Genomic DNA, 24,064 nt, shown 5'->3' with positions numbered 1-24,064 from the left:
GCAGCCGGGGGCCACAAGCCGCTCATCTGTAGTTTTACTACTCGTATATACATTAGCAAGGCTGAAATGCCGGATGATTTGTAGTAAAACTACACACCGCCGGAACAACCTATCGGCAATCCAAGAATTCATAACGTCTGCCCACAAGGCCAGTCGCTAACTCAGGCAACCGATTCTGGTAGCCTTTCCGCCCTGGAGCAAGCCATGCAAGACCTCGATCCCGTCGAAACCCAGGAATGGCTGGACGCCCTGGAATCGGTTCTCGACAAAGAAGGCGAAGACCGTGCTCACTATCTGATGACCCGTATGGGTGAACTCGCGACCCGCAGCGGTTCGCAGTTGCCTTACGCCATCACCACGCCTTACCGCAACACCATCCCGGTAACCCACGAAGCACGCATGCCTGGCGACCTGTTCATGGAACGCCGCATTCGCTCGCTGGTACGCTGGAACGCGATGGCCATGGTAATGCGTACGAACCTGAAAGATTCTGACCTCGGCGGTCACATCTCCAGCTTCGCTTCCAGCGCGACCCTGTATGACATCGGCTTCAACTATTTCTTCCAGGCCCCGACCGACGAACACGGCGGCGACCTGATCTACTTCCAGGGCCACACTTCGCCAGGCGTCTACGCCCGCGCGTTCATGGAAGGCCGCATCACCGAAGACCAGATGAACAACTTCCGCCAGGAAGTCGACGGCCAGGGCTTGTCGTCCTATCCGCACCCTTGGCTGATGCCTGACTTCTGGCAGTTCCCGACCGTATCCATGGGCCTGGGCCCGATCCAGGCGATCTACCAGGCGCGTTTCATGAAGTACCTGGAAGCCCGTGGCTTCATTCCTGCCGGCAAGCAAAAAGTCTGGTGCTTCCTGGGCGACGGCGAGTGCGACGAGCCGGAATCCCTGGGCGCGATCTCCCTGGCTGGCCGCGAGAAGCTGGACAACCTGATCTTCGTCATCAACTGCAACCTGCAGCGCCTCGACGGCCCGGTTCGCGGCAACGGCAAGATCATCCAGGAACTCGAAGGCGTGTTCCGCGGTGCCCAGTGGAACGTGACCAAAGTCATCTGGGGCCGTTTCTGGGACCCACTGCTGGCCAAGGACGTCGACGGCATCCTGCAACGTCGCATGGACGAAGTCATCGACGGCGAGTACCAGAACTACAAGGCCAAAGACGGCGCGTTCGTACGTGAACACTTCTTCAACTCGCCAGAACTCAAGGCGATGGTTGCAGACTTGTCCGACGACGAGATCTGGAAACTCAACCGTGGCGGCCACGACCCGTACAAGGTCTACGCGGCGTACCACGAAGCGGTCAACCACAAAGAACAACCTACCGTCATCCTGGCCAAGACCATCAAGGGTTATGGCACCGGTGCCGGCGAAGCGAAGAACACCGCGCACAACACCAAGAAAGTCGATGTCGACAGCCTGAAGTTGTTCCGCGATCGCTTCGACATCCCGGTCAAGGACGAAGAACTGGAGAACCTGCCGTTCTTCAAGCCTGAGCCAAACAGCGCCGAAGCCCGCTACCTGAGCGAGCGTCGTACCGCACTGGGTGGCTTCGTGCCGCAGCGCCGCGCGCAAAGCTTCAGCGTGCCGACTCCACCACTCGATACCCTCAAGGCTATCCTGGACGGCTCGGGCGACCGTGAAATCTCCACCACCATGGCCTTCGTGCGCATCCTCGCGCAGCTGGTCAAGGACAAGGAAATCGGCCCACGCATCGTGCCGATCATTCCGGACGAAGCCCGTACCTTCGGTATGGAAGGCATGTTCCGTCAGTTGGGCATCTACTCGTCCGTCGGCCAGCTCTACGAGCCAGTCGATAAAGACCAGGTGATGTTCTACAAGGAAGACAAGAAGGGCCAGATCCTCGAGGAAGGCATCAACGAAGCGGGCGCCATGAGCTCCTTCATCGCTGCCGGTACTTCGTACTCCAGCCACAACCAGCCAATGCTGCCGTTCTACATCTTCTACTCGATGTTTGGCTTCCAGCGTATCGGCGACCTCGCGTGGGCCGCTGGCGACAGCCGTACCCGTGGCTTCCTGATCGGCGGTACCGCCGGCCGTACCACCTTGAACGGTGAAGGCCTGCAACACGAAGACGGTCACAGCCACCTGCTGGCTGCCACCATCCCGAACTGCCGCACCTACGATCCAACCTACGGCTATGAGCTGGCGGTGATCATCCAGGACGGCATGAAGAAGATGACCGAAGAGCAACAGGACGTCTTCTACTACATCACCGTGATGAACGAGTCGTACCAGCAGCCAGCCATGCCGGCCGGTGCCGAAGAAGGCATCAAGCGGGGCATGTACCTGCTCGAGGAAGACAACCGCGAAGCGGCACACCACGTTCAACTGATGGGCTCCGGCACCATCCTGCGTGAAGTGCGTGAAGCGGCGAAGATCCTGCGTGAAGAGTTCAACGTCGGCGCCGACGTGTGGAGCGTTACCAGCTTCAACGAACTGCGTCGCGACGGCCTGGCCGTTGAGCGCACCAACCGTCTGCACCCTGGCCAGAAGCCTAAGCTGAGCTATGTGGAAGAGTGCCTGAATGGCCGCAAAGGTCCGGTCATCGCCTCTACCGACTACATGAAACTGTTCGCCGAGCAGATCCGTCAGTGGGTACCGTCCAAGGAATTCAAAGTCCTGGGCACCGATGGTTTTGGCCGCAGCGACAGCCGCAAGAAACTGCGTCATTTCTTCGAAGTCGACCGTCATTTCGTGGTGTTGGCAGCCCTGGAAGCACTGGCTGACCGTGGTGACATCGAACCTAAGGTTGTGGCTGAAGCCATTGCCAAGTTCGGTATCAACCCGGAAAAACTCAACCCACTGGACTGCTGAGGAGAGATTCTGTGAGCGAACTCATTCGCGTACCTGACATCGGCAGCGGTGAAGGTGAAGTAATTGAACTGTTTGTGAAGGTCGGCGACCGCATCGAAGCTGACCAGAGCATCCTGACACTTGAGTCGGACAAGGCGAGCATGGAAGTGCCTGCGCCGAAGGCCGGCATCATCAAGAGCCTGAAAGTGAAGCTGGGCGATCGCCTGAAAGAGGGCGACGAACTGCTGGAGCTGGAAGTCGAAGGCGCCGCTGCTGCGGCTCCAGCGGCTGCCCCTGCGCCTGCTGCAAAAGCTGCAGCTGCACCTGCTCCTGCGGCAGCTCCAGCGCCGGCCGCTCCAGCTGCTGCACCGGCTGCCGCTTCGGTACAGCAAGTGCACGTGCCGGACATCGGCTCGTCGGGCAAGGCCCAGATCATCGAGATCCAGGTCAAGGTCGGCGACACCGTCGAGGCTGATCAGTCGCTGATCACCCTGGAATCCGACAAGGCGAGCATGGAAATCCCGTCGCCTGCCGCTGGCGTGGTCAAGGCCATCAGCGTCAAGCTCAATGACGAAGTTGGCACTGGCGACCTGATCCTGGACCTGGAAGTGGCCGGTGCTGCTGCACCTGCCGCCGCGCCTGCCCAGGCTGCCGCTCCTGCACCTGCCGCTGCGCCTGCTCCGGCAGCTGCTCCTGCTGCTCCCGTTGCAGACAGCGTTCAGGACATCCACGTTCCGGACATCGGTTCGGCGGGCAAGGCCAAGATCATCGAAGTGCTGGTCAAGGCCGGTGACTCGGTTGAAGCCGATCAGTCGCTGATCACCCTGGAATCCGACAAGGCGAGCATGGAAATCCCATCGCCTGCCGCTGGTGTGGTGGAAAGCGTTTCCATCAAGCTGGACGACGAAGTCGGTACCGGCGACCTGATCCTCAAGCTGAAAGTCAAAGGCGCAGCGCCTGCTGCTGCCCCGGCACCTGCTGCCGCTGCTGCGAGCGCGCCTGCGCCAGCCGCTGCTCCTGCTCCTGCTGCCGCCGCACCTGCTGCGGCCGCTCCGGTTGCTGCTCCAGCCAAGCCTGGCGCCAAGGTTCACGCAGGCCCGGCCGTACGCCAACTGGCCCGTGAATTCGGTGTCGAGCTGAGCGCTGTCGGCGCCAGCGGTCCGCACGGTCGCATCCTGAAAGAAGACGTGCAGGTATACGTCAAGGCCATGATGCAGAAGGCCAAGGAAGCACCGGCCGCCGCTGCTGCTGGCGCAACCGGCGGCGCGGGTATCCCGCCGATTCCGGTCGTGGACTTCAGCCGCTTCGGTGAAATCGAAGAAGTGCCGATGACCCGCCTGATGCAGATCGGTGCGTCGAGCCTGCACCGCAGCTGGCTGAACATCCCGCACGTGACTCAGTTCGATTCGGCTGATATCACCGAGCTGGAAGCGTTCCGTATCGCTCAGAAAGCCGTTGCAGAGAAGGCCGGCGTCAAGCTGACCATCCTGCCGCTGCTGCTCAAGTCCTGCGCGCATCTGCTCAAGGAGCTGCCGGACTTCAACAGTTCGCTGGCACCAAGCGGCAAAGCAATCATCCGCAAGAAATATGTGAACATCGGCTTCGCCGTCGACACCCCTGAAGGCCTGCTCGTACCGGTCATCAAGAACGTTGACCAGAAGAGCCTGTTGCAACTGGCAGCCGAAGCCGCTGCGCTGGCCGCCAAGGCCCGCGACAAGAAGCTCACCGCTGACGACATGCAAGGCGCCTGCTTCACCATTTCCAGCCTCGGCCACATTGGCGGCACCGGCTTCACGCCGATCGTCAACGCGCCGGAAGTGGCGATCCTCGGTGTTTCCAAGGCAACCATCCAGCCAGTCTGGGACGGCAAAGCCTTCCAGCCGAAACTGATGCTGCCGCTGTCGTTGTCCTACGATCACCGTGTGATCAACGGCGCCGCTGCTGCACGCTTCACCAAGCGTCTGAGCGACCTGCTGGCGGACATCCGCACCATCCTGCTGTAACACCGGCGGGCCCTCCTTCACGGGAGGGCCTGTCGCGTTTCACGTTTTCCGAGCGCCACGCTCGTACCTCAACCCCGCCAATTTGGCGGGGCTTTTTTTTGTCCGGCGTTCTAACCTCAACAGATACTTTCCTACATTTGTGGCTGATATCCCCCACAAGTCGAATCCATTTCCGCCCGGTATTTTTCAAGGCCAAATAACTAGCCTTGCCTGCAAGGCCATTTAAAGCCAATTGATTAAAAACCGAATGGATTCGAATATGTTCAAACCAACTGTCGGGCCAATCATTGGCCACACCACCACGAACCATGCACGTATATTCTTGCGTGGAGAATTAAGTAAAGGCGCCCATGCATTCGCCGGCATTCGCTATCGGCAACTCGATGACGAGCATTGGTCAAACGGAATTTTCGCTGAACTCGAGAAAGCCCGGGACATGTCCGCCGTCCTGGCTCTCAGCGACCTGGCTGCCGACACCGTGTATGAATATCAGGCTGGATGGTTCAGCGCGATGCAGCCTGTGTGCTCTGCCGAGGCAATGCAGGAACTGAGCTTGCAATGGCCAGGGCGGATTCATCGCCTGCGTACCCGCTCGAACCAGGCAGGAAAATCCAGGGCCTATGTCGTGGGTTCTTGTCGCTATCTACGCCTCACCGCAGGCATTGCCGCCGAACCGCATCTGGGTGACAGGATGTTCGCGACAATCTCAAGACTGGCCGAGCAGGCCGATCCGCCTATCAGCGCTATGCTGATGACCGGCGACCAGATCTATGTCGATGACTTGAACCTCATTGCTCCGGACCGCGAGCTCAAGGATATTCTTCTCAAGTATCGCGTGGCTTTTTCCCAGCCAAACATCGCAAAGTTAATGTCCAATCTGCCGACTTACATGATCCTGGACGATCATGAGATCGAAGACAATTGGCCGGCCAACAGAAACAAGTCCGATGGCTTCCTATATGCCAATGCGATAAACGCCTATGAGATCTACCAGGCCAGCCATGGTCCGTCACACCCACTCTGCGCCGATGGCCAAATCAACAGGAAGCTGGACAAATACTGGTACTTGTTCGCCGATGGCGATATCGAGTGGTTTGTCACCGACAGCCGAACACGGCGCAATCTTGCAGCCAGCGACCGACGCATCCTCGATATCGAGCAGGAGCAGGCCTTGTGCACCTGGCTGATCAACAGTTCGGCCCGGGTCAAATTCGTGGTCACCAGCGTCATGTTCTACCCCGACAGCAAACGCCCGGACAATGACGCCTGGAAAGGTTTCCCCGATCAACGACTACGGCTGCTGGAAACCATTCGGGCACACGCGATCAAGAATGTCTTTATCGTTTCAGGCGACGTCCATGGTTCACTGATCAGCCGCCTGACCCACAGCGAGGACCCGGCGTTTGAAGTTCATACCATCGTCTCCTCGCCCCTGTGCAACAGCAAACTGCTGCCCTATGCGCAAGCGTCTACCTTCCTGCTGGATCAGCCGCTCGCGCGAACCGCTCAAGGCAATTATCGGCACGAATTGACGGGCAAGGTCATCAGCCAGGATAACTTCGCGCATGTGATCGTCGATACGGAACAGCTTCACGTGCGATATCACGACCGGGATGGCGGCCTTTTGCAATCGATCGCTATTTCGCTGCATTAAAAAGCAAAGATCGCAGCCTGCGGCAGCGCCTACAGGATGCGATCTTTTCGGCTCAATCCAATCTTTTAGTCGCGTGCTGGAGAAATCTTCTCCTCTGCCGACATATTCTTATAGCACTTGGCCTTCATCTCTCTTGTCAGTCAGTGTCGCAATGATGCAACCTTGCCGCAGGCAACAGTAAAGAGGGCGAGAGCCCGGCGCGATCAGCAAATTCGAAGCGAGTCCCCTCCATGAAAAGCCAACCCGATGCCGCCAGCCGTATGGTGGCCGAGGTAGTGACGCAGTTGCCTGTGCCCTCGCGGCTCGGCATGCTGCGTTTCGAACGGCTGAACGAACCAAGCTGGGCACTGCTGTTTCTCGATCCCAATTGCGAACGCCAGTTCGGCCTGCCGGCCGTGGAATTGTGCGCCCTGGTCGGTTCGCCCTACGCCAGCCTGATGGAGCCGCAAGCACGCTATCAGCTGCATGACGCGATCCAGGCGCAGTTGAGCGAGAGCACCCACTATCTGATCCGCTACACCCTGCACACCGCCTCGGGCGCGTTGAACCTGCTGGAGCTGGGTGAAGCCTACAAACAACACAATCGACATCTGCTGCGCGGCTACCTGCTGGTCATCGACGGCCTGTTCGAGGATGACCCACTGCTGCCAGCGCTGGATCTCGAAACCCAGAACTCGCGCCTGCAAATCGCCCTCGAACTCAATCAGCGCGCCCAGCTGGAACAATTGCAGCATCTGGATCGGGTCCGTGCCCAGCAGGACCTGATCCTGCTGCTGACCCGCCAGCGCTACAGCAGCAACAATTCCCTGCAGGAAGCCGCCGAACTGATCACCCGTAGCGCCTGTGAGATTTACCAGATCGACTGTGCCAGCCTTTGGCACCTGGAAGGATCGATGCTGGCCCCCATCTCGGCCTACCACCGCTCAACCCAGGAATACCTGCTGCCGGCGCCGATCGACGCCAGCGGTTTCCCCGATTACCTCGACGCCCTGCATACCGGTCGCGCCATCGACGCCCACAACGCCATGCGCGACCCGCGCACCCGGGAAATCGCCGAAAGCCTGCGCTCGCGTGATGTCAACGCGATGCTCGATGCCAGCATTCGAGTCGACGGCCAGGTGGTCGGCGTGTTGTGCCTGGAGCAAACCGGCGCGACCCGCGCCTGGCAGCAGGACGAAATCGCCTTCGCTGGCGAGCTGGCGGATCAGTTCGCCCAGGTCATCAGTAATCACAATCGACGCACCGCCACCAGCGCCCTGCATCTGTTCCAGCGTGCGGTCGAGCAAAGCGCCAACGCCTTTTTGCTGGTCAATTGCGATGGCATCGTCGAGTACGTCAACCCAAGCTTCACGGCGATCACCCAGTACACCACCGAAGAAGTCCACGGCCAGCGCCTGGCGCAACTGCCGGCACTGGAGAACCTCAGTGAACTGCTGTTCGACGCGCCCTCGGCGCTGGCCATGAGCAACAGTTGGCAGGGGGAATTCAAGAGTCGGCGCAAAAACCTCGAACCCTATTGGGGTCAGTTGTCGATATCCAAGGTCTATGGCGACAACCGCGAGTTGACCCATTACATCGGTATCTACGAAGACATCACACAGACCAAGCTCGCCCAGCAACGCATCGAGCGCCTGGCCTACACCGATAACCTGACCAACCTCGGCAACCGCCCGGCTTTCATCCGCAACCTCGATGAACGCTTCGCCCGCGACAGCGACGCGCCTATCAGCCTGCTACTGGTGGACATCGACAACTTCAAGCGGATCAACGACAGCCTCGGCCACCAGACCGGCGACAAGCTGCTGATCAGCCTGGCCCGGCGCCTGCGCAACAGCCTCAACCCGGGCGGCAGCCTGGCGCGGTTTGCCAGCAACGAGTTCGCGGTCTTGCTTGACAACACTGGCCTTGAACTCGGGCAGCAGGTCGCCAACCAGTTGCTCACGACCCTCGACAAACCGATGTTCGTCGACAACCAGCTGATCAGCGTGACCGGCTCGGTTGGCCTGGCTTGCGCGCCCCTGCATGGGCGAGACCCGCAGACCCTGATGCGTAACGCCGGCCTGGCCCTGCACAAGGCCAAGGCCAACGGCAAACATCAGGTGCAGGTTTTCACCGAGGCCCTGAACGCCGAAGCCAGCTACAAGTTGTTCGTCGAGAACAACCTGCGCCGCGCCCTGACCCAGAACGAACTGGACGTGTTCTACCAACCCAAGCTCTGCCTGCGCAGCGGTCGCCTGCTGGGGATGGAGGCGCTGTTGCGCTGGAACCACCCGGAAAAGGGCATGATCCGCCCGGACCAGTTCATCAGTGTTGCCGAAGAAACCGGCCTGATCATTCCGATCGGCAAATGGATCGCCCGCCAGGCCTGCCGCATGAGCAAAGCGCTGAGCGCCGCCGGCCTGGGCAACCTGCAGGTAGCGATCAACCTGTCACCCAAGCAGTTCTCCGACCCGGACCTGGTAGCGTCCATCGCCAACATCCTCAAGGAGGAAGCGCTGCCGGCGAGCTTGCTGGAGCTGGAACTGACCGAAGGTTTGCTTCTGGAAGCCACCGAAGACACTCGCCTGCAACTCGACCAGCTCAAGCGCCTGGGCCTGACCCTGGCCATGGACGACTTCGGCACCGGTTACTCGTCGCTCAGTTACTTGAAAAAATTCCCCATCGATATCATCAAGATCGATCGAAGCTTCATTCACGAAATCCCGGATAACCAGGACGACATGGAAATCACCTCCGCGGTGATCGCCATGGCCCACAACCTTAAACTCAAGGTCGTGGCCGAAGGCATCGAGACCGCCGAGCAGTTGGCTTTCCTGCGTCGCCACCGTTGCGACGTCGGCCAGGGCTACCTGTTCGACCAACCGATCCCGGGCCTCGACCTGATCGACAAGCTCAAACGCTATCCGCGCGGCCCGATTGCCTGACATCGCGTCAACACTCGGGCAAACTGCATTTCTGATTATTCCAACGACTGAGAGGACTGACGATGGTTCTGCGCTCGGAAATTCTGGTGAACAAAAACGTGCTCCCAACAAAAGAACAAGCTCTGCCTGGCCGCGAAACCCCCATGACCGTGCCGGAAAAACACTTCGTCCACGACGCCCCGCTACTGGGTCCATTCGCGATGGATGTGGATTTCGCGATCTTCGGCCTTGGCTGCTTCTGGGGCGCGGAACGCAAGTTCTGGCAGCGTGAAGGCGTGGTCAGTACGGCCGTGGGTTACGCTGGCGGCTTCACCCCGAACCCGACTTACGAAGAAGTCTGCTCCGGCTTGACCGGCCATAGCGAAGTCGTGCTGGTGGTCTACGAGCCGGCGAAAGTCAGCTACGAAGCGCTGCTGAAGATGTTCTGGGAACTGCACAACCCGACCCAGGGCATGCGCCAGGGCAACGACCTCGGCACCCAGTATCGCTCGGTGATCTACGCCACCAACCCGACCCAACTGGAAGCCGCGAAAAAAAGCGCACAGGTGTTCCAGGTCGAACTGACCAAGGCCGGCAAGGGCATCATCACCACCGAAATCGACGAAGCGCCGACGTTCTATTTCGCCGAGGCGTACCACCAACAGTACCTGGCGAAAAACCCTGAAGGCTATTGCGGCATTGGCGGCACCGGCGTGACCTGCCCGATCTGACCACTGACCGATCGTTCCCACGCTCTGCGTGGGAACGATCATCGCCTCATTCGGCGATCAACCAATCCATCCGCCACCCGCCCTGGGTCTGCCCAAGCTTCTCGGACAACCACGGCAGCAACTCACGCAACTCTTCCTCCAGCCCCCACGGCGGATTGGCAATGGCCAGACCGGAGCCGTTGAGGCTGTTCGGCGTATCCAGCGGATGCACCAGCAACTCGACCCGCAACAACTTCGGCGCACCGGTACCGGCCAGGTCCTGATAGAAACGACGCAACGCACGCTGATCCTTAACCGGGTACCAGATCGCCGCCACAGTCTGGCGCATCCGCCCAACCGCCTCTTTCAAGGCCGCGGCGCAGCGCTGCATCTCATCCAGTTTTTCGAAGGGCGGATCGATCAACATAACCGCACGCTTCTCCGGCACCGGCAGCAACGCCCGCGGCACATGCCAGCCTTCGCCAAGATGCACCTTGACCCGACGATCACCGGCCATGTTGTCCTTGAGCAGCACGCCATCTTCCGGATGCTTCTCGTTGAGCAACACGCGGTCCTGCGGGCGCGTCAGGCGCCGCGCCAACTCCGGTGAGCCCGGATAAAAGCGCAACTGGCCGTCCGGGTTCATCTCATGCAACACCTGCATGTAATCGGCGGTCAGGATCGGCAGATCCGGCTGATCCCACAAACGCGCGATGCCTTCCAGATACTCACCGGTCCGGCTGGCCTGATCGCCCTGGAGGTCGTACAGGCCAATGCCGGCGTGCGTATCGAGATAGGCAAACGGCTGCTCCTTGCGCGACATCAGGGCGATGAGGCGGGTCAAGGTCAGGTGTTTGAACACATCGGCGTGATTGCCGGCATGGAAGGCGTGGCGATAATTCATGGTTGCTCCTGCGAAGGCCGGCAAGTTTACCTTTTACTGGGCGGCAAGTCAGGAGCTCGCGGCTGAGTGGCGAACCCAGCCCTGTAGGAGCCGCCGAAGGCTGCGATCTTTTGATCTTGACCTTGTGGCATTACCTACCCCTGCTGAAGGCCGACCCCGTAACCAGTGCCCAACCACATCCAGCACATCGCATCCATCGCGCAACGCAATGGCGCAGAGCAAGGCAAGGAAGAAATGGACCTGCCATTAGCCTTCTGCCCACCCCCAAAAAAAAACGGCCCGCCTCCTGTAGGAGACGGGCCGTTTTTGCGAAAGGTTAGAGCCTCAGCTCATCCCCATCACTTGTTCAGACGGAAATCCGCCTCAGCCGCAGCAAAGCGCTGCAGCATGCCAGCAGTCGGCGTGCCCAGCTTGCTGACGATGTAGATCGCCAGGCTGGCGAAGATGAAACCAGGGATGATTTCGTACAGACCCAGCAGTTCGAAGTGCTTCCAGACGATCACGGTGATCGCGCCGACCAGGATGCCAGCCAGTGCGCCGTTGCGGGTCATGTCTTTCCAGATCACGGAGATCAGCACGACCGGACCGAATGCGGCACCGAAACCTGCCCAGGCGTAGCTCACCAGGCCCAGTACACGGTTTTCCGGGTTGGCCGCCATGGCGATGGCGATCAGGGCAACCAGCAGCACCATGGCGCGGCCGACCCAGACCAGTTCAACCTGGGAAGCGGATTTGCGCAGGAAGGTCTTGTAGAAGTCTTCGGTCAGGGCGCTCGAGCACACCAGCAACTGGCAGCTCAGGGTGCTCATGACGGCAGCCAGGATGGCCGACAGCAGAACGCCGGCAACCCATGGGTTGAAGAGGATTTTGGCCAGTTCGATGAACACACGCTCATGGTTTTCACTGACCGGCATGGCCACGGCCGGGTTGGCCGAGAAGTAGGCGATACCGAAGAAACCGACAGCCACGGTGCCGCCCAGGCACAGGATCATCCAGGCCATGGAGATGCGACGGGCTTTGGCGATCGACTTCACCGAATCGGCCGCCATGAAACGCGCCAGGATGTGCGGCTGGCCGAAGTAGCCCAGGCCCCAGCCCATCAGCGAGATGATGCCGATGAAGGTGGTATTTTTCAGCATGTCGAAGTTGCTTGGATCTTGCGCTTCGATGGCCAGGAACGTGGTGTCGACGCCGCCGGTGGCCAGCAGCACGATGATCGGCGTCAGCAACAGGGCGAAGATCATCAGCGTGGCTTGCACGGTGTCAGTCCAGCTGACTGCCAGGAAACCACCGACGAAGGTGTAGGCAATCGTCGCCGCAGCACCGGCCCACAGCGCAGTCTCGTAGGACATGCCGAAGGTGCTTTCGAACAGACGAGCTCCAGCCACGATGCCGGAAGCGCAATAGATCGTGAAGAACACCAGGATTACGACGGCGGAAATGATCCGCAGCAGGCCGCTTTTATCTTCGAAACGGCTGGAGAAGTAGTCCGGCAGGGTCAGCGCATCGCCATTGTGCTCGGTCTGCACGCGCAGACGGCCGGCGACGAACAGCCAGTTCAGGTAAGCCCCGATGATCAGGCCGATGGCGATCCAGCTCTCGGACAGACCGGACATGTAGATGGCGCCCGGCAGGCCCATCAACAACCAGCCGCTCATGTCGGATGCACCGGCGGACAACGCGGTCACGACACTGCCCAGGCTACGGCCGCCCAGGATGTAGTCGGAAAGGTTGTTGGTGGAGCGATAGGCCATGAAGCCGATCAGCACCATTGCTGCGATGTAGATCACGAACGTGATCAGGGTTGGATTGCTTACGCTCATTGAGTGATGCCCTGGCTTTGTTTTTATGTAGCGGCGGCTGGTGAAGCGCTGGCAAACGGTGACATTTGACAGACGATCCGGGATCCCGCGCATTTATGACCGATGTTTCCCCAGGAAAGCCATCGGCCGGCACACCGGTCTTGCGACTGGTTGCACCTTGGGCGCGAATGCTATGCAACAAAGCAAATAAGGTGCAACCCATTTCTGGGGAATAAGTTGCACCTAGTCGGAAATTTATATCAAACCAGGGTTTTTGCTCCTTTTCGGAGCAAGAATGATCGTCTATCCATCCAAAAAGCACCAAGGCAATGCGGTAATGGCGCAGTGGAATTTTTTTCCTGACGAACTGCCGTTTATTCCCGTAAAAAAAGGGTTGCACCCGGTTGCACCTCATTCATCACACGGCTAATCTTTGCGCCAGCTGATGCCACGCAGTCGTGGCAAACATGAGGATAAAAACATGGCTACCACCACCCTTGGGGTCAAACTCGATGACCCGACCCGCGAACGCCTCAAGGCTGCCGCGACCTCGATTGATCGCACGCCGCACTGGCTGATCAAGCAGGCAATTTTCAATTACCTGGAAAAACTCGAGGGTGGTGCAACCCTGTCCGAGCTCAACGGTATCGCCCGAGACACTGACGAAGCGGGCGACGTCCATGTCGACCACGCGCACCAGTGCTTCCTCGAGTTCGCCGAGAGCATCCTGCCGCAATCGGTCTTGCGTGCGTCGATCACCGCCGCGTACCGTCGCCCGGAACCGGAAGTGGTGCCGATGCTGATCGAGCAGGCTCGCCTGCCGGCGCCGATGGCCGAAGCCACCAACAAGCTCGCTGCCTCTATTGCGGAAAAACTGCGCAACCAGAAGAGCGCCGGCGGCCGTGCCGGTATCGTCCAGGGCCTGCTGCAAGAGTTCTCCTTGTCGTCCCAGGAAGGCGTGGCGCTGATGTGCCTGGCCGAGGCGCTGTTGCGCATTCCGGACAAAGGCACCCGTGACGCCCTGATCCGCGACAAGATCAGTACCGGCAACTGGCAGCCACACCTGGGCAACAGCCCGTCGCTGTTCGTCAACGCCGCGACCTGGGGCCTGCTGCTGACCGGCAAGCTGGTGTCCACGCATAACGAAGCGGGCCTGACTTCGTCCCTCAGCCGCATCATCGGCAAGAGCGGCGAGCCGATGATCCGCAAGGGCGTCGACATGGCCATGCGCCTGATGGGCGAGCAGTTCGTCACCGGCGAGACCATTGCCGAAGCCCTGGCCAACGCCAGCAAGTTCGAAGCCAAGGGCTTCCGCTATTCCTACGACATGCTCGGTGAAGCCGCACTGACTGAGCACGACGCGCAGAAGTACCTGGCCTCGTACGAACAAGCCATCCACTCGATCGGCAAAGCGTCCCACGGTCGCGGGATTTATGAAGGTCCGGGCATTTCGATCAAGCTGTCGGCCTTGCACCCGCGCTACAGCCGTGCCCAGTACGAGCGCGTGATGGATGAGCTGTACCCGCGCCTGCTGTCGCTGACCCTGCTGGCCAAGCAATACGACATCGGCCTGAACATCGACGCCGAAGAAGCCGACCGCCTCGAGCTGTCGCTGGATCTGCTCGAGCGCCTGTGCTTCGAGCCGCAACTGACGGGCTGGAACGGCATCGGTTTCGTGATCCAGGCTTATCAGAAGCGTTGCCCGTACGTGATCGACTACGTGATCGACCTGGCTCGCCGCAGCCGTCATCGCCTGATGATCCGCCTGGTGAAAGGCGCGTACTGGGACAGCGAGATCAAGCGCGCCCAGGTTGAAGGCCTGGAAGGCTATCCGGTCTACACCCGCAAGGTGTACACCGACGTGTCCTACATCGCTTGCGCACGCAAACTGCTGTCGGTGCCGGAAGTCATCTACCCGCAGTTCGCCACGCACAACGCCCACACCCTGTCGGCCATTTATCACATTGCCGGTCAGAACTATTACCCGGGCCAGTACGAGTTCCAGTGCCTGCATGGCATGGGCGAACCGCTGTACGAACAAGTTGTAGGAAAGGTTTCCGAAGGCAAGCTGAACCGTCCGTGCCGTGTGTACGCACCGGTCGGCACCCACGAAACCCTCCTGGCTTACCTGGTACGTCGCCTGCTGGAAAACGGCGCCAACACCTCGTTCGTCAACCGTATTGCCGACCAGTCGATTTCCATCCAGGAATTGGTGGCCGACCCGGTAGCAAGCATCGAGCAGATGGCGACCGTGGAAGGTGGCTTCGGCCTGCCGCATCCTCGCATTCCGCTGCCGCGCGATTTGTACGGCTCCGAGCGCGCCAACTCCAGCGGCATCGACATGGCCAACGAACATCGCCTGGCGTCCTTGTCCTGCGCTCTGCTGGCTACTGCGCACAACAACTGGAAGGCCGCGCCGATGCTCGGTTGCGCTTCCAGCAGCGAAACCCCTGCACCCGTCTTGAACCCGTCCGATCTGCGTGACGTGGTTGGCCACGTACAGGAAGCGACTGTCGAAGACGTCGACAATGCGATCCAGTGCGCACTGAACGCCGCGCCGATCTGGCAGGCTACCCCGCCGGCCGAACGCGCCGCGATCCTCGAACGCGCCGCAGACCTGATGGAAGCCGAGATCCAGCCGCTGATGGGCCTGCTGGCTCGCGAAGCCGGCAAGACTTTCGCCAACGCCATCGCCGAAGTGCGCGAGGCCGTGGACTTCCTGCGTTATTACGCGGTGCAGGCTCGCAACGATTTCACCAATGATGCCCACCGCCCGCTGGGTCCGGTGGTGTGCATCAGCCCGTGGAACTTCCCGCTGGCAATCTTCAGTGGCCAAGTGGCTGCGGCGCTGGCTGCCGGTAACCCGGTATTGGCCAAGCCTGCGGAACAGACGCCGCTGGTCGCCGCTCAAGCCGTGCGCCTGCTGCTCGAGGCCGGGATTCCACAAGGTGTCCTGCAACTGTTGCCGGGCCGTGGCGAAACCGTCGGCGCCGGACTGGTGGGCGACGATCGCGTCAAAGGCGTGATGTTCACCGGCTCCACCGAAGTTGCGCGCCTGCTGCAACGCAACATTGCCGGTCGCCTGGACAGCCAGGGTCGTCCGATTCCGCTGATCGCCGAAACCGGTGGCCAGAACGCGATGATCGTCGACTCTTCGGCACTGACCGAACAGGTGGTGATCGACGTGGTTTCGTCGGCCTTCGATAGCGCCGGCCAGCGTTGCTCGGCCCTGCGCGTGCTGTGCCTGCAGGAAGATTCTGCCGACCGCGTGATCGAAATGCTCAAGGGTGCCATGGCTGAAAGCCGCCTCGGCAACCCTGAGCGCCTGTCCGTGGACATCGGCCCGGTGATCGACGCCGAAGCCAAGGCTGGCATCGAGAAGCACATCCAGGCCATGCGCGACAAAGGTCGCAGCGTGTACCAGGTGGCCATCGCCGACGCCGAAGAAGTTAAACGCGGCACCTTCGTGATGCCGACGCTGATCGAACTGGAAAGCTTCGACGAACTGCAACGGGAGATCTTCGGCCCGGTGCTGCACGTGGTGCGCTACAAGCGCAAGGACATCGATCAACTGATTGCCCAAATCAACGCTTCCGGCTACGGCCTGACGCTGGGCGTGCACACCCGTATCGACGAGACCATCGCCAAGGTGATCGACAACGTCAATGCCGGTAACGTCTACGTCAACCGCAACATCGTGGGTGCCGTGGTCGGCGTGCAGCCATTCGGCGGCGAAGGCCTGTCGGGTACTGGCCCGAAAGCCGGTGGTCCGCTGTACCTGTACCGCCTGCTGTCGACCCGCCCTGCCGATGCGATCGAACAATCCTTCGCTCGCGGCGACGCTGCCGTAGCACCGGACGTTCGCCTTCGCGATGCCATGAGCAAACCGCTGACCGCCTTGAAAGCCTGGGCCGACAGCAACAAGTTCGCCGACCTGAGCACCCTGTGCGCGCAGTTCGCCGCACAATCGCAAAGCGGTATCACCCGCGTCCTGGCCGGCCCGACCGGCGAACGTAACAGCTATGCGATCCTGCCGCGCGAGCACGTGCTGTGCCTGGCGGAAGTCGAAGGCGACCTGCTGACGCAACTGGCTGCGGTATTGGCTGTCGGCGGTTCGGCGGTATGGCCGGAAGCTGAACTGACCAAGGCCTTGCTCGCCCGTCTGCCGAAAGACATCCAGGCGCGCATCAAGCTGGTTTCCGACTGGAACAAGGACGACGTGGTGATTGATGCGGTTCTGCATCACGGCCATTCCGACCAGTTGCGCGCGGTTTGCCAGCAAGTGGCCAAGCGTGCCGGTGCCATTGTCGGCGTCCAGGGTCTGTCGCAGGGTGAAACCAACATTGCGTTGGAGCGCCTGGTGATCGAGCGTGCGTTGAGCGTCAATACCGCTGCTGCCGGCGGTAACGCCAGCCTGATGACCATCGGCTAAAACCGATAAACCGGGCTGCCGCAATAGCCGCCCGGCACGCAATACCCTGTGGGAGCGGGCTTGCCCGCGATAGCGATGTATCAGTCACTGATGATGTTGACTGGTCTGACGCCATCGCGGGCAAGCCCGCTCCCACAGTTACTTATGGCGTCTGCTAAGTCACCATCACGCAGATCAATCATCCTGTTCAGCCTCTATTCCCCCGCCTAGACTCGCCCTACTCCAACAAAAGGTAGGCCGCCATGTCCGAGACGTTGCTCAGTTCCCGCAATCTGGCTTTCGAGCTGTATGAAGTCCTCGATGCCGAGGGCCTGACCCAGCGTGAGCGTTTCGCCGAACATAATCGCGAAACCTTCGATGCCGCCTTGGGCACCGCCCGCAACATCGCCGAGAAGTTCTTCGCCCCGCACAATCGCAAGGGTGACGAGAACGAGCCGCGCTATGAGGACGGTCAGGCAATCCTGATTCCGGAAGTGAAACCGGCAGTCGAGGCGTTCCTCGAAGCCGGCTTCCTCAATGCAGCGCGCAGTTTCGACGCTGGTGGCATGCAACTTCCTACCCTGTTGTCGCAAGCCTGCTTCGCGCATTTCCAGTCCGCCAACGCGGCGTCGACCTCCTACCCGTTCCTGACCATGGGCGCGGCCAACCTGATCGAAAGTTTCGGCACCGAGGAGCAGAAACGCCGCTTCCTGCAACCGATGATCGACGGCCGCTTCTTCGGCACCATGGCCCTGACCGAACCCCACGCAGGTTCGTCGCTGTCGGATATTCGTACACGAGCCGAGCCTGCGATCGACGGCACCTATCGACTCAAGGGCAACAAGATCTTCATCTCCGGCGGCGATCATCCGCTGTCGGAAAACATCGTGCACATGGTCTTGGCCAAGCTGCCGGATGCACCTGCCGGGGTGAAGGGCATTTCGCTGTTCATCGTGCCCAAATTCCTGGTCAACGATGACGGAAGCCTCGGCCAGCGCAACGACGTGCTGCTGGCGGGGCTTTTCCACAAGATGGGCTGGCGCGGCACCACCTCAACCGCACTGAACTTCGGCGATAATGGCGAGTGCGTAGGCTATCTGGTGGGCAAGCCGCATCAGGGCTTGAGCTACATGTTCCAGATGATGAACGAGGCGCGAATCGGCGTCGGCATGGGTGCGGTGATGCTTGGCTACGCCGGCTACCTGTATTCGCTGGAATACGCTCGCGAGCGCCCTCAGGGCCGCGTGCCGGACAGCAAGGACCCGAACACCGCGCCGGTGGCGATCATCCAGCACGCCGACGTCAAGCGCATGCTGCTGACGCAAAAAGCCTACGTCGAAGGATCGTTCGACCTGGGGCTGTACGCGGCGCGGCTGTTTGATGACACCACGACACTGGAGACCGAGGCCGAACGCAAACAGGCCCATGAACTGCTGGACTTGCTGACCCCCATCGTCAAATCCTGGCCGTCGGAGTTTTGCCTGAAGGCCAACGAACTGGCGATCCAGATCCTCGGCGGCCACGGCTACACCCGCGAATACCCGGTGGAACAATACTACCGCGACAACCGTCTGAACCCGATTCACGAAGGCACCCACGGCATTCAGTCGCTGGACCTGCTGGGGCGCAAACTGGCACAGAACGGCGGTGCGGGCCTCAAACAACTGGTCCGCCTGATCGCCAACACCGCCGAGCGCGCGCACGCCCATGACTCGCTGACCGCGCTGCGTGAACCACTGGAGAAACTGGTGGCGCGCCTGCAGGCCGTGACCATTGGCTTGCTGACCGACCTGGCCCAGGGCAAGGTCAACAGCAGCTTGGCTAACTCGGCGTTGTACCTGAAAGTTTTTGGTCACACGGTAATTGGCTGGCGCTGGCTGGAACAGGCGATTCGCGCCGAGGAAGGGCTGGCCAAAGGCAATGCGGTCGATGTGAACTTCTATAAAGGCAAGCTCCAGGCGGCGCGGTACTTCCTGACCTGGGAAATCCCGGCTTGCCACCATGAGTTGACGATTCTTGAGGCGCGGGATGATGTTTGCCTGGGCATGCAGGATGAGTGGTTCTGATCCAAGTCTGAGGTGCTGCCGAAATCCATTCGCGAGCAGGCTCGCTCCCACAGTTGAACGCGTGACACTGTGGGAGCGAGCCTGCTCGCGAAGAGGACATCACCGACAACAGATCAGCTCAGACGAAACCCACCCATCTGCCGCGCCAGATCATCCGCCAATCGCTGCAACGTCAGGCAATCCTCCCGACAAGCCTTGACCTCCCCGGCAGTCGCCCGCGCCAGATCGGAAATCCCCTGCACGTTGCGGTTGATCTCTTCCGTTACCGCCGACTGCTCTTCCGTCGCCGTCGCCACCTGGTGGTTCATGTCGCTGATGCGCTCGACCTGCCCGGTAATCGCCGTCAACGAAGCCCCGGTGCGCTGGCTCGACTCGACACCCGTGCCCGTCGCGGCCTGGCCGGAATGCATCGACGACACCGCGTTCTCCGCGCCCTGCTTGAGGCTGCCGATCATCTGCTGAATCTCGTCGGTGGATGTTTGCGTGCGTCGCGCCAGGGTGCGCACTTCATCGGCCACCACCGCGAATCCGCGTCCCATGTCGCCGGCCCGCGCCGCTTCGATAGCGGCGTTCAGCGCCAGCAAATTGGTCTGCTCGGAAATTCCGCGAATCACTGCGAGCACCTGATCAATCGATGCAACCTGGTCTGCCAATGCGCCCACGGCGCTGGCGGCGACGCCGATTTCATCGGACATGCTTTCAATATGGCGGATCGAACCCCCGACCACTTCCCGCGCCTGCATTGCTTCATCACGGGCGTTTTGCGAAACGACTGCCGCGTTGCCGGCGTTTTGCGCAATTTCCTGCACAGTCAGGCCCATTTCGTGGACCGCGGTGGCGACCATGTCGGTCATCTCCTGCTGGCGCCCGGAACGCTCTGCGGTGTTATCCACCACCCGTGCCACCTGCCCGACCGCTGCGCGCAAGCGGTCGCTGGTGGTCAGCACTTCGCCGATCATTCCGCGCTGGCTTTCCAGGAAGCGATTGAACCCGCGCGCCAGGTCGCCCAGCTCATCGGCGCGGCTGGAATCTAACCGATGGGTCAAATCTCCACCACCGCTACCGATGGCCACCAGTGCCGCTGTTACCTGACGAATCGGTCGTACCAGGCCACGGGCCAGCAACACCACCAGCAACAAGCACACCAGGGCCACCGCCAGGCCGATACCACCGCTCATCCACATGGCGCGACGGGCCTCGGCGTAGATTTGCGATTGCGGCACTTCGGCCACCAGGGTCCAGCCCAAATCCCTTAACGGCAGACTCAGCGCCAGATAATCCTCACCCTCACGGGAAAAACCGCTGCTGGTGGCAACTATTTGACCCATGACTGCTTGTGCCGCCGAGCCGCCGATTTGTTCGACCAGAGTACGCTTGCCGCTGAATTGAGTCTCGGGATGCACCTGGATCAAACCGTCGGAGCGCACGAGATAGACCTTGCCACGCTCACCAAAGCTGAAGTTGTGAATCAGCTCGGACAGCTCTTTCATGCTCAGGCCCAGTCCGGCGACGCCCACGACCTTCCCGGCCTTCTCGACTTTAAGGTCGATGAAAAGCGCCAATTCTCCGGTGGCCGCGTCGTTGTCAATATTAAGGGTGCGCGGCTGGTCGCTGTCGAGGAACGCATAGAACCAGGCGTCTTTTGGATTGGAACGACTGAGGGTACGGTCCAGGCCTTTTTCGTTGAAGTAATGGCGGGTAGCCGTGCCGACCATCAACGCGGTAAAGGCTTTGTGTTCGGCACGCACGCCTTCGAGGTAAGTGGTAAACGTGCCGGCCTGGGCACTGTCTTCACCCGCGGCCAGCCAGTCGCGCACCATGCTGTTGCTGGCGATGTCCTTGGCGGCGGTTAGAGGCTGGACAAGGATGCGTTCGATGTCGTTGCGCATCGCCTCGATGCTCGACGGCAAGGCTTGCTCGACCAGATAGCTTTGAGCAAGGCGGTTGACCACGAGGGTATAAATGCCAACCACGATCAGAATGCTGACCAACAGGGCGGTGCCCATGCTCAGGATCAACTGCCACTGAATACTGCGTCGCCAGAACTGCATGGAGCACCCCCAAAGAATAAGAGGCTGAAACACTGCAACAGCCGTGCCGATTGTATACAACTAAATCGACAATTTTATTCTTTGGTTGTGCGCAAAGCCGATCAGACCTGATTGATCGTCTTGGAAATCACTTCAACCGTGGCGCTGACTTGCTCTTGGTAACGGTCGAGTTCCTGCTTGTGGCGCTTTTGCATTTCGATCTGTTGGGAACACAGATTCATAGCGGCCAGCACCAGTAGTCGGTCACCGATCAGGGTCGGGTACTTCTTCTTGGTCTCGGCCAGGGCAGCCTTCAACATCAATGCGGCGTCCAGCAGGGTCTGTTCTTCCCCGGCCGGTGCCTTGATCGAATAGTCTTCCCCCAGGATCGAGACGACTTTCACACCTGGGCCATAACTCATGCGTTGACAGGGCCAGCGCTGACGCGCTCAACCAGGGCCTGGATGCGTGCCACGGTGGCGCCTTGTTTCTCTTCCTGTTCCATCAGGCTCAGTTGCAGGCTTTCGTTTTCATCCTTGGCCTGGGCCAGTTCGGCGCTCAGGGTCTGGTTAGTGCTGACCAAGGCCTGGTTCTGTTGCACCAGATCGCTGACCAGTTGTTCCAATTGGCTTAGGGATGCTTCCAACATTTTGATTTTCCGGGCATTTTCAAAGGGCGCGTACGATAAAGAAAAGTCACGGTGGATGCCAGGGTTAAACAGGCGCAAGGCCTTGATTTTCCTGACCAGTGACCCTTCTCGCGAACTGTAGAGACTGTGATTGTCCCATCTGGTTCCTGCAGTTCGTCGCCATGAAGCGCAAAAGATCGCAGCCTTCGCCAGCCCTGCAAGAGATTCGCGTGTTCCTGTAGGAGCTGCCGCAGGCTGCGATCATTTGATTGGCAAAAGCTTTTTGACAGCATCACATTTCAACAGGTTAGAATCGCTGGCACGCAGACTGCATGGTCAGTTTGTGCCCGCTTTTCAGCCTTCCGGAGTACTGCCTTTGAATGCGACGACCATCAACAGCCTGTTCTTGATCGGCGCGTTGCTGGTAGGTGCGAGCATCCTGGTAAGTTCACTTTCGTCGCGCCTCGGCATCCCGATCCTGGTGATCATCCTGGCCGTGGGCATGGCCGCCGGCGTCGATGGCGGCGGCATTATCTTCGACAACTACCCCACCGCTTATCTGGTCGGCAACCTGGCATTGGCGGTAATCCTGCTGGACGGTGGCTTGCGTACTCGCGTATCGAGTTTTCGCGTGGCCTTGTGGCCGGCGCTGTCGCTGGCCACTGTAGGCGTGCTGATTACCACCGGGCTGACCGGCATGGCCGCGGCCTGGCTGTTCGACCTGAACCTGATGCAGGGCCTGCTGATCGGTGCCATTGTCGGCTCTACTGACGCCGCCGCAGTGTTTTCCCTGCTAGGCGGCAAAGGCCTGAACGAACGGGTGACCGCCAGCCTGGAAATCGAATCCGGCAGCAACGACCCGATGGCGGTGTTCCTCACCGTGACCCTGATCGACATGCTCGCCAGCGGCCAGACCGGCCTGCACTGGAGCCTGTTGACGCACCTGCTGCGCGAGTTCGGCATCGGCGGCATCATCGGCCTGGGGGGCGGTTGGCTAATGCTGCAACTGGTCAACCGTATCAACCTGGCCACCGGTCTCTATCCAATCCTGGTCATTGCCGGCGGCCTGGTGGTGTTCGCCCTGACCAACGCCCTGCACGGCAGTGGGTTCCTGGCCGTGTACCTGTGCGGCCTGGTTATCGGCAACCGTCCGGTGCGCAGCCGTCACGGCATTTTGCACATGCTCGATGGTATGGCCTGGCTGGCGCAGATCGGCATGTTCCTGGTACTGGGGCTGCTGGTCACGCCCCACGATCTGTTGCCGATTGCCCTGCCGGCACTTGCGCTGGCGCTATGGATGATCCTGTTTGCCAGGCCGTTGTCGGTGATGGTCGGCCTGCTACCGTTCAAGGCGTTTCACGGGCGCGAAAAGGCGTTCATTTCCTGGGTTGGACTGCGCGGTGCGGTTCCGATCATTCTGGCGGTGTTCCCGCTGATGGCGGGCCTGCCCAACGCCCAGCTGTACTTCAACCTCGCCTTCTTTATCGTGCTGGTATCGCTGCTGGTGCAAGGCACAAGCTTGCCGTGGATCGCCAAACTGCTGAAGGTGACGGTGCCACCCGAGCCTGCGCCAATCTCCCGCTCGGCCCTGGAAGTGAACGTCACCAGCGAGTGGGAACTGTTCGTTTATCGCCTCGGCGCCGAGAAATGGTGCATCGGTTCGCACCTTCGCGAGCTGAAAATGCCCGAAGGCACCCGTATCGCAGCCCTGTTTCGTGGCGAACAACTGCTCCATCCGTCGGGTAGTACGGTGCTGGAAGTCGATGATTTGCTGTGTGTTATAGGCCATGAACACAACCTGCCGGCCCTCGGAAAACTGTTCAGCCAGGCGCCGCAGCGGGGCCTCGATTTGCGTTTCTTCGGCGACTTCGTCCTTGAAGGAGACGCCCAGCTGGCCGCTGTTGCCGCCCTGTACGGGTTGAAGGTCGAAGGCATCGATCCGGACATGTCCCTGGGGCACTTCATTGCCCAGAAAGTTGGGGGTGCGCCCGTGGTCGGTGACCAGGTTGAATGGAACAACACCATCTGGACCGTTGCGGCCATGGAAGGGAACAAGATCGGCAAAGTGGGCGTCAGATTTCCCGAAGGAAGTCGCCCCGGCCCGGGACTCTTCCTCTAAACTCC

General features: G+C 60.4%; 14 protein-coding genes. 9 read left to right on the top strand and 5 right to left on the bottom strand.

The genetic code is table 11. The features are described from left to right. The first annotated feature begins 204 nt into the window (after positions 1-204). The 5 genes from aceE to msrA all read left to right on the top strand — a co-directional run bounded on the left by aceE (position 205) and on the right by msrA (position 10,120). A complete protein-coding gene (gene aceE, locus AC3WWR_RS01710) occupies positions 205-2,850 on the top strand; it encodes a pyruvate dehydrogenase (acetyl-transferring), homodimeric type (protein ID WP_020796211.1) in 2,646 nt (881 codons plus the stop codon). Positions 2,851-2,861: 11 nt separating this feature from the next. Then, entirely contained in the window at positions 2,862-4,832 is a 1,971-nt protein-coding gene (aceF, locus tag AC3WWR_RS01705) for a dihydrolipoyllysine-residue acetyltransferase (RefSeq protein ID WP_492598418.1), read from the top strand. A 259-nt stretch (positions 4,833-5,091) separates the two neighbouring features. After that, on the top strand, positions 5,092-6,486 hold the full coding sequence (locus AC3WWR_RS01700; protein ID WP_033044222.1) for an alkaline phosphatase D family protein: 1,395 nt from the start codon (positions 5,092-5,094) through the stop codon (positions 6,484-6,486). Positions 6,487-6,716: 230 nt separating this feature from the next. After that, positions 6,717-9,410 carry a putative bifunctional diguanylate cyclase/phosphodiesterase gene (locus AC3WWR_RS01695; protein WP_033044221.1) on the top strand — a complete coding sequence of 898 codons (2,694 nt, stop codon included), beginning with the start codon at positions 6,717-6,719 and terminating at the stop codon, positions 9,408-9,410. 62 nt (positions 9,411-9,472) lie between these two features. Further along, positions 9,473-10,120: a peptide-methionine (S)-S-oxide reductase MsrA gene (msrA, locus tag AC3WWR_RS01690; protein WP_020796207.1), complete on the top strand. Its 648-nt coding sequence runs from the start codon at positions 9,473-9,475 to the stop codon at positions 10,118-10,120. A gap of 46 nt (positions 10,121-10,166) precedes the next feature. Here msrA and AC3WWR_RS01685 read toward each other — a convergent pair whose 3' ends face one another. Further along, on the bottom strand, positions 10,167-11,003 hold the full coding sequence (locus AC3WWR_RS01685) for a 23S rRNA (adenine(2030)-N(6))-methyltransferase RlmJ (protein ID WP_020796206.1): 837 nt from the start codon (positions 11,001-11,003) through the stop codon (positions 10,167-10,169). Positions 11,004-11,341: 338 nt separating this feature from the next. Further along, the gene (putP, locus tag AC3WWR_RS01680) at positions 11,342-12,826 is read right to left on the bottom strand and encodes a sodium/proline symporter PutP (RefSeq protein ID WP_033044748.1); all 1,485 of its coding nucleotides are present in this window, start codon (positions 12,824-12,826) and stop codon (positions 11,342-11,344) included. A 274-nt stretch (positions 12,827-13,100) separates the two neighbouring features. On the opposite strand from putP, the gene AC3WWR_RS01675 reads away from it, so the two are divergent. The 3 genes from AC3WWR_RS01675 to AC3WWR_RS01665 all read left to right on the top strand — a co-directional run bounded on the left by AC3WWR_RS01675 (position 13,101) and on the right by AC3WWR_RS01665 (position 19,282). Continuing rightward, positions 13,101-13,235: a hypothetical protein gene (locus tag AC3WWR_RS01675; protein ID WP_020796203.1), complete on the top strand. Its 135-nt coding sequence runs from the start codon at positions 13,101-13,103 to the stop codon at positions 13,233-13,235. A 51-nt stretch (positions 13,236-13,286) separates the two neighbouring features. Continuing rightward, positions 13,287-17,237 carry a trifunctional transcriptional regulator/proline dehydrogenase/L-glutamate gamma-semialdehyde dehydrogenase gene (gene putA, locus AC3WWR_RS01670; protein ID WP_020796202.1) on the top strand — a complete coding sequence of 1,317 codons (3,951 nt, stop codon included), beginning with the start codon at positions 13,287-13,289 and terminating at the stop codon, positions 17,235-17,237. 242 nt (positions 17,238-17,479) lie between these two features. Continuing rightward, complete coding sequence (locus tag AC3WWR_RS01665) at positions 17,480-19,282, top strand: acyl-CoA dehydrogenase (protein ID WP_033045278.1); 1,803 nt, start codon at positions 17,480-17,482, stop codon at positions 19,280-19,282. 113 nt (positions 19,283-19,395) lie between these two features. Here AC3WWR_RS01665 and AC3WWR_RS01660 read toward each other — a convergent pair whose 3' ends face one another. The 3 genes from AC3WWR_RS01660 to AC3WWR_RS01650 all read right to left on the bottom strand — a co-directional run bounded on the left by AC3WWR_RS01660 (position 19,396) and on the right by AC3WWR_RS01650 (position 21,961). After that, positions 19,396-21,333 carry a methyl-accepting chemotaxis protein gene (locus AC3WWR_RS01660; protein ID WP_033045279.1) on the bottom strand — a complete coding sequence of 646 codons (1,938 nt, stop codon included), beginning with the start codon at positions 21,331-21,333 and terminating at the stop codon, positions 19,396-19,398. Positions 21,334-21,434: 101 nt separating this feature from the next. Then, on the bottom strand, positions 21,435-21,734 hold the full coding sequence (locus AC3WWR_RS01655; protein ID WP_033045280.1) for a cell division protein ZapA: 300 nt from the start codon (positions 21,732-21,734) through the stop codon (positions 21,435-21,437). After that, positions 21,731-21,961 (bottom strand): hypothetical protein, encoded by a 231-nt coding sequence (locus AC3WWR_RS01650; RefSeq protein ID WP_033045282.1) that lies wholly within the window; start codon positions 21,959-21,961, stop codon positions 21,731-21,733. The genes AC3WWR_RS01655 and AC3WWR_RS01650 overlap by 4 nt, the downstream gene beginning before the upstream one ends. A gap of 355 nt (positions 21,962-22,316) precedes the next feature. Between AC3WWR_RS01650 and AC3WWR_RS01645 the strand changes: the two genes are divergently transcribed. Beyond that, positions 22,317-24,059 carry a potassium/proton antiporter gene (locus AC3WWR_RS01645; RefSeq protein WP_033045283.1) on the top strand — a complete coding sequence of 581 codons (1,743 nt, stop codon included), beginning with the start codon at positions 22,317-22,319 and terminating at the stop codon, positions 24,057-24,059. Positions 24,060-24,064 lie beyond the last annotated feature (5 nt).

It is taken from the genome of Pseudomonas sp. EB271-G4-1 (genome assembly GCF_058791355.1).
This window is presented reverse-complemented; position numbering and strand designations above follow the sequence as displayed.

Coding starts and splice junctions, on each gene's coding strand:
- aceE (WP_020796211.1), top strand. CDS start 205: ATGCAAGACCTCGATCCCGTCGAAACCCAGGAATGGCTGGACGCCCTG.
- AC3WWR_RS01700 (WP_033044222.1), top strand. CDS start 5,092: ATGTTCAAACCAACTGTCGGGCCAATCATTGGCCACACCACCACGAAC.
- AC3WWR_RS01695 (WP_033044221.1), top strand. CDS start 6,717: ATGAAAAGCCAACCCGATGCCGCCAGCCGTATGGTGGCCGAGGTAGTG.
- msrA (WP_020796207.1), top strand. CDS start 9,473: ATGGTTCTGCGCTCGGAAATTCTGGTGAACAAAAACGTGCTCCCAACA.
- AC3WWR_RS01685 (WP_020796206.1), bottom strand. CDS start 11,003: ATGAATTATCGCCACGCCTTCCATGCCGGCAATCACGCCGATGTGTTC.
- putP (WP_033044748.1), bottom strand. CDS start 12,826: ATGAGCGTAAGCAATCCAACCCTGATCACGTTCGTGATCTACATCGCA.
- AC3WWR_RS01675 (WP_020796203.1), top strand. CDS start 13,101: ATGATCGTCTATCCATCCAAAAAGCACCAAGGCAATGCGGTAATGGCG.
- putA (WP_020796202.1), top strand. CDS start 13,287: ATGGCTACCACCACCCTTGGGGTCAAACTCGATGACCCGACCCGCGAA.
- AC3WWR_RS01665 (WP_033045278.1), top strand. CDS start 17,480: ATGTCCGAGACGTTGCTCAGTTCCCGCAATCTGGCTTTCGAGCTGTAT.
- AC3WWR_RS01660 (WP_033045279.1), bottom strand. CDS start 21,333: ATGCAGTTCTGGCGACGCAGTATTCAGTGGCAGTTGATCCTGAGCATG.
- AC3WWR_RS01655 (WP_033045280.1), bottom strand. CDS start 21,734: ATGAGTTATGGCCCAGGTGTGAAAGTCGTCTCGATCCTGGGGGAAGAC.
- AC3WWR_RS01650 (WP_033045282.1), bottom strand. CDS start 21,961: ATGTTGGAAGCATCCCTAAGCCAATTGGAACAACTGGTCAGCGATCTG.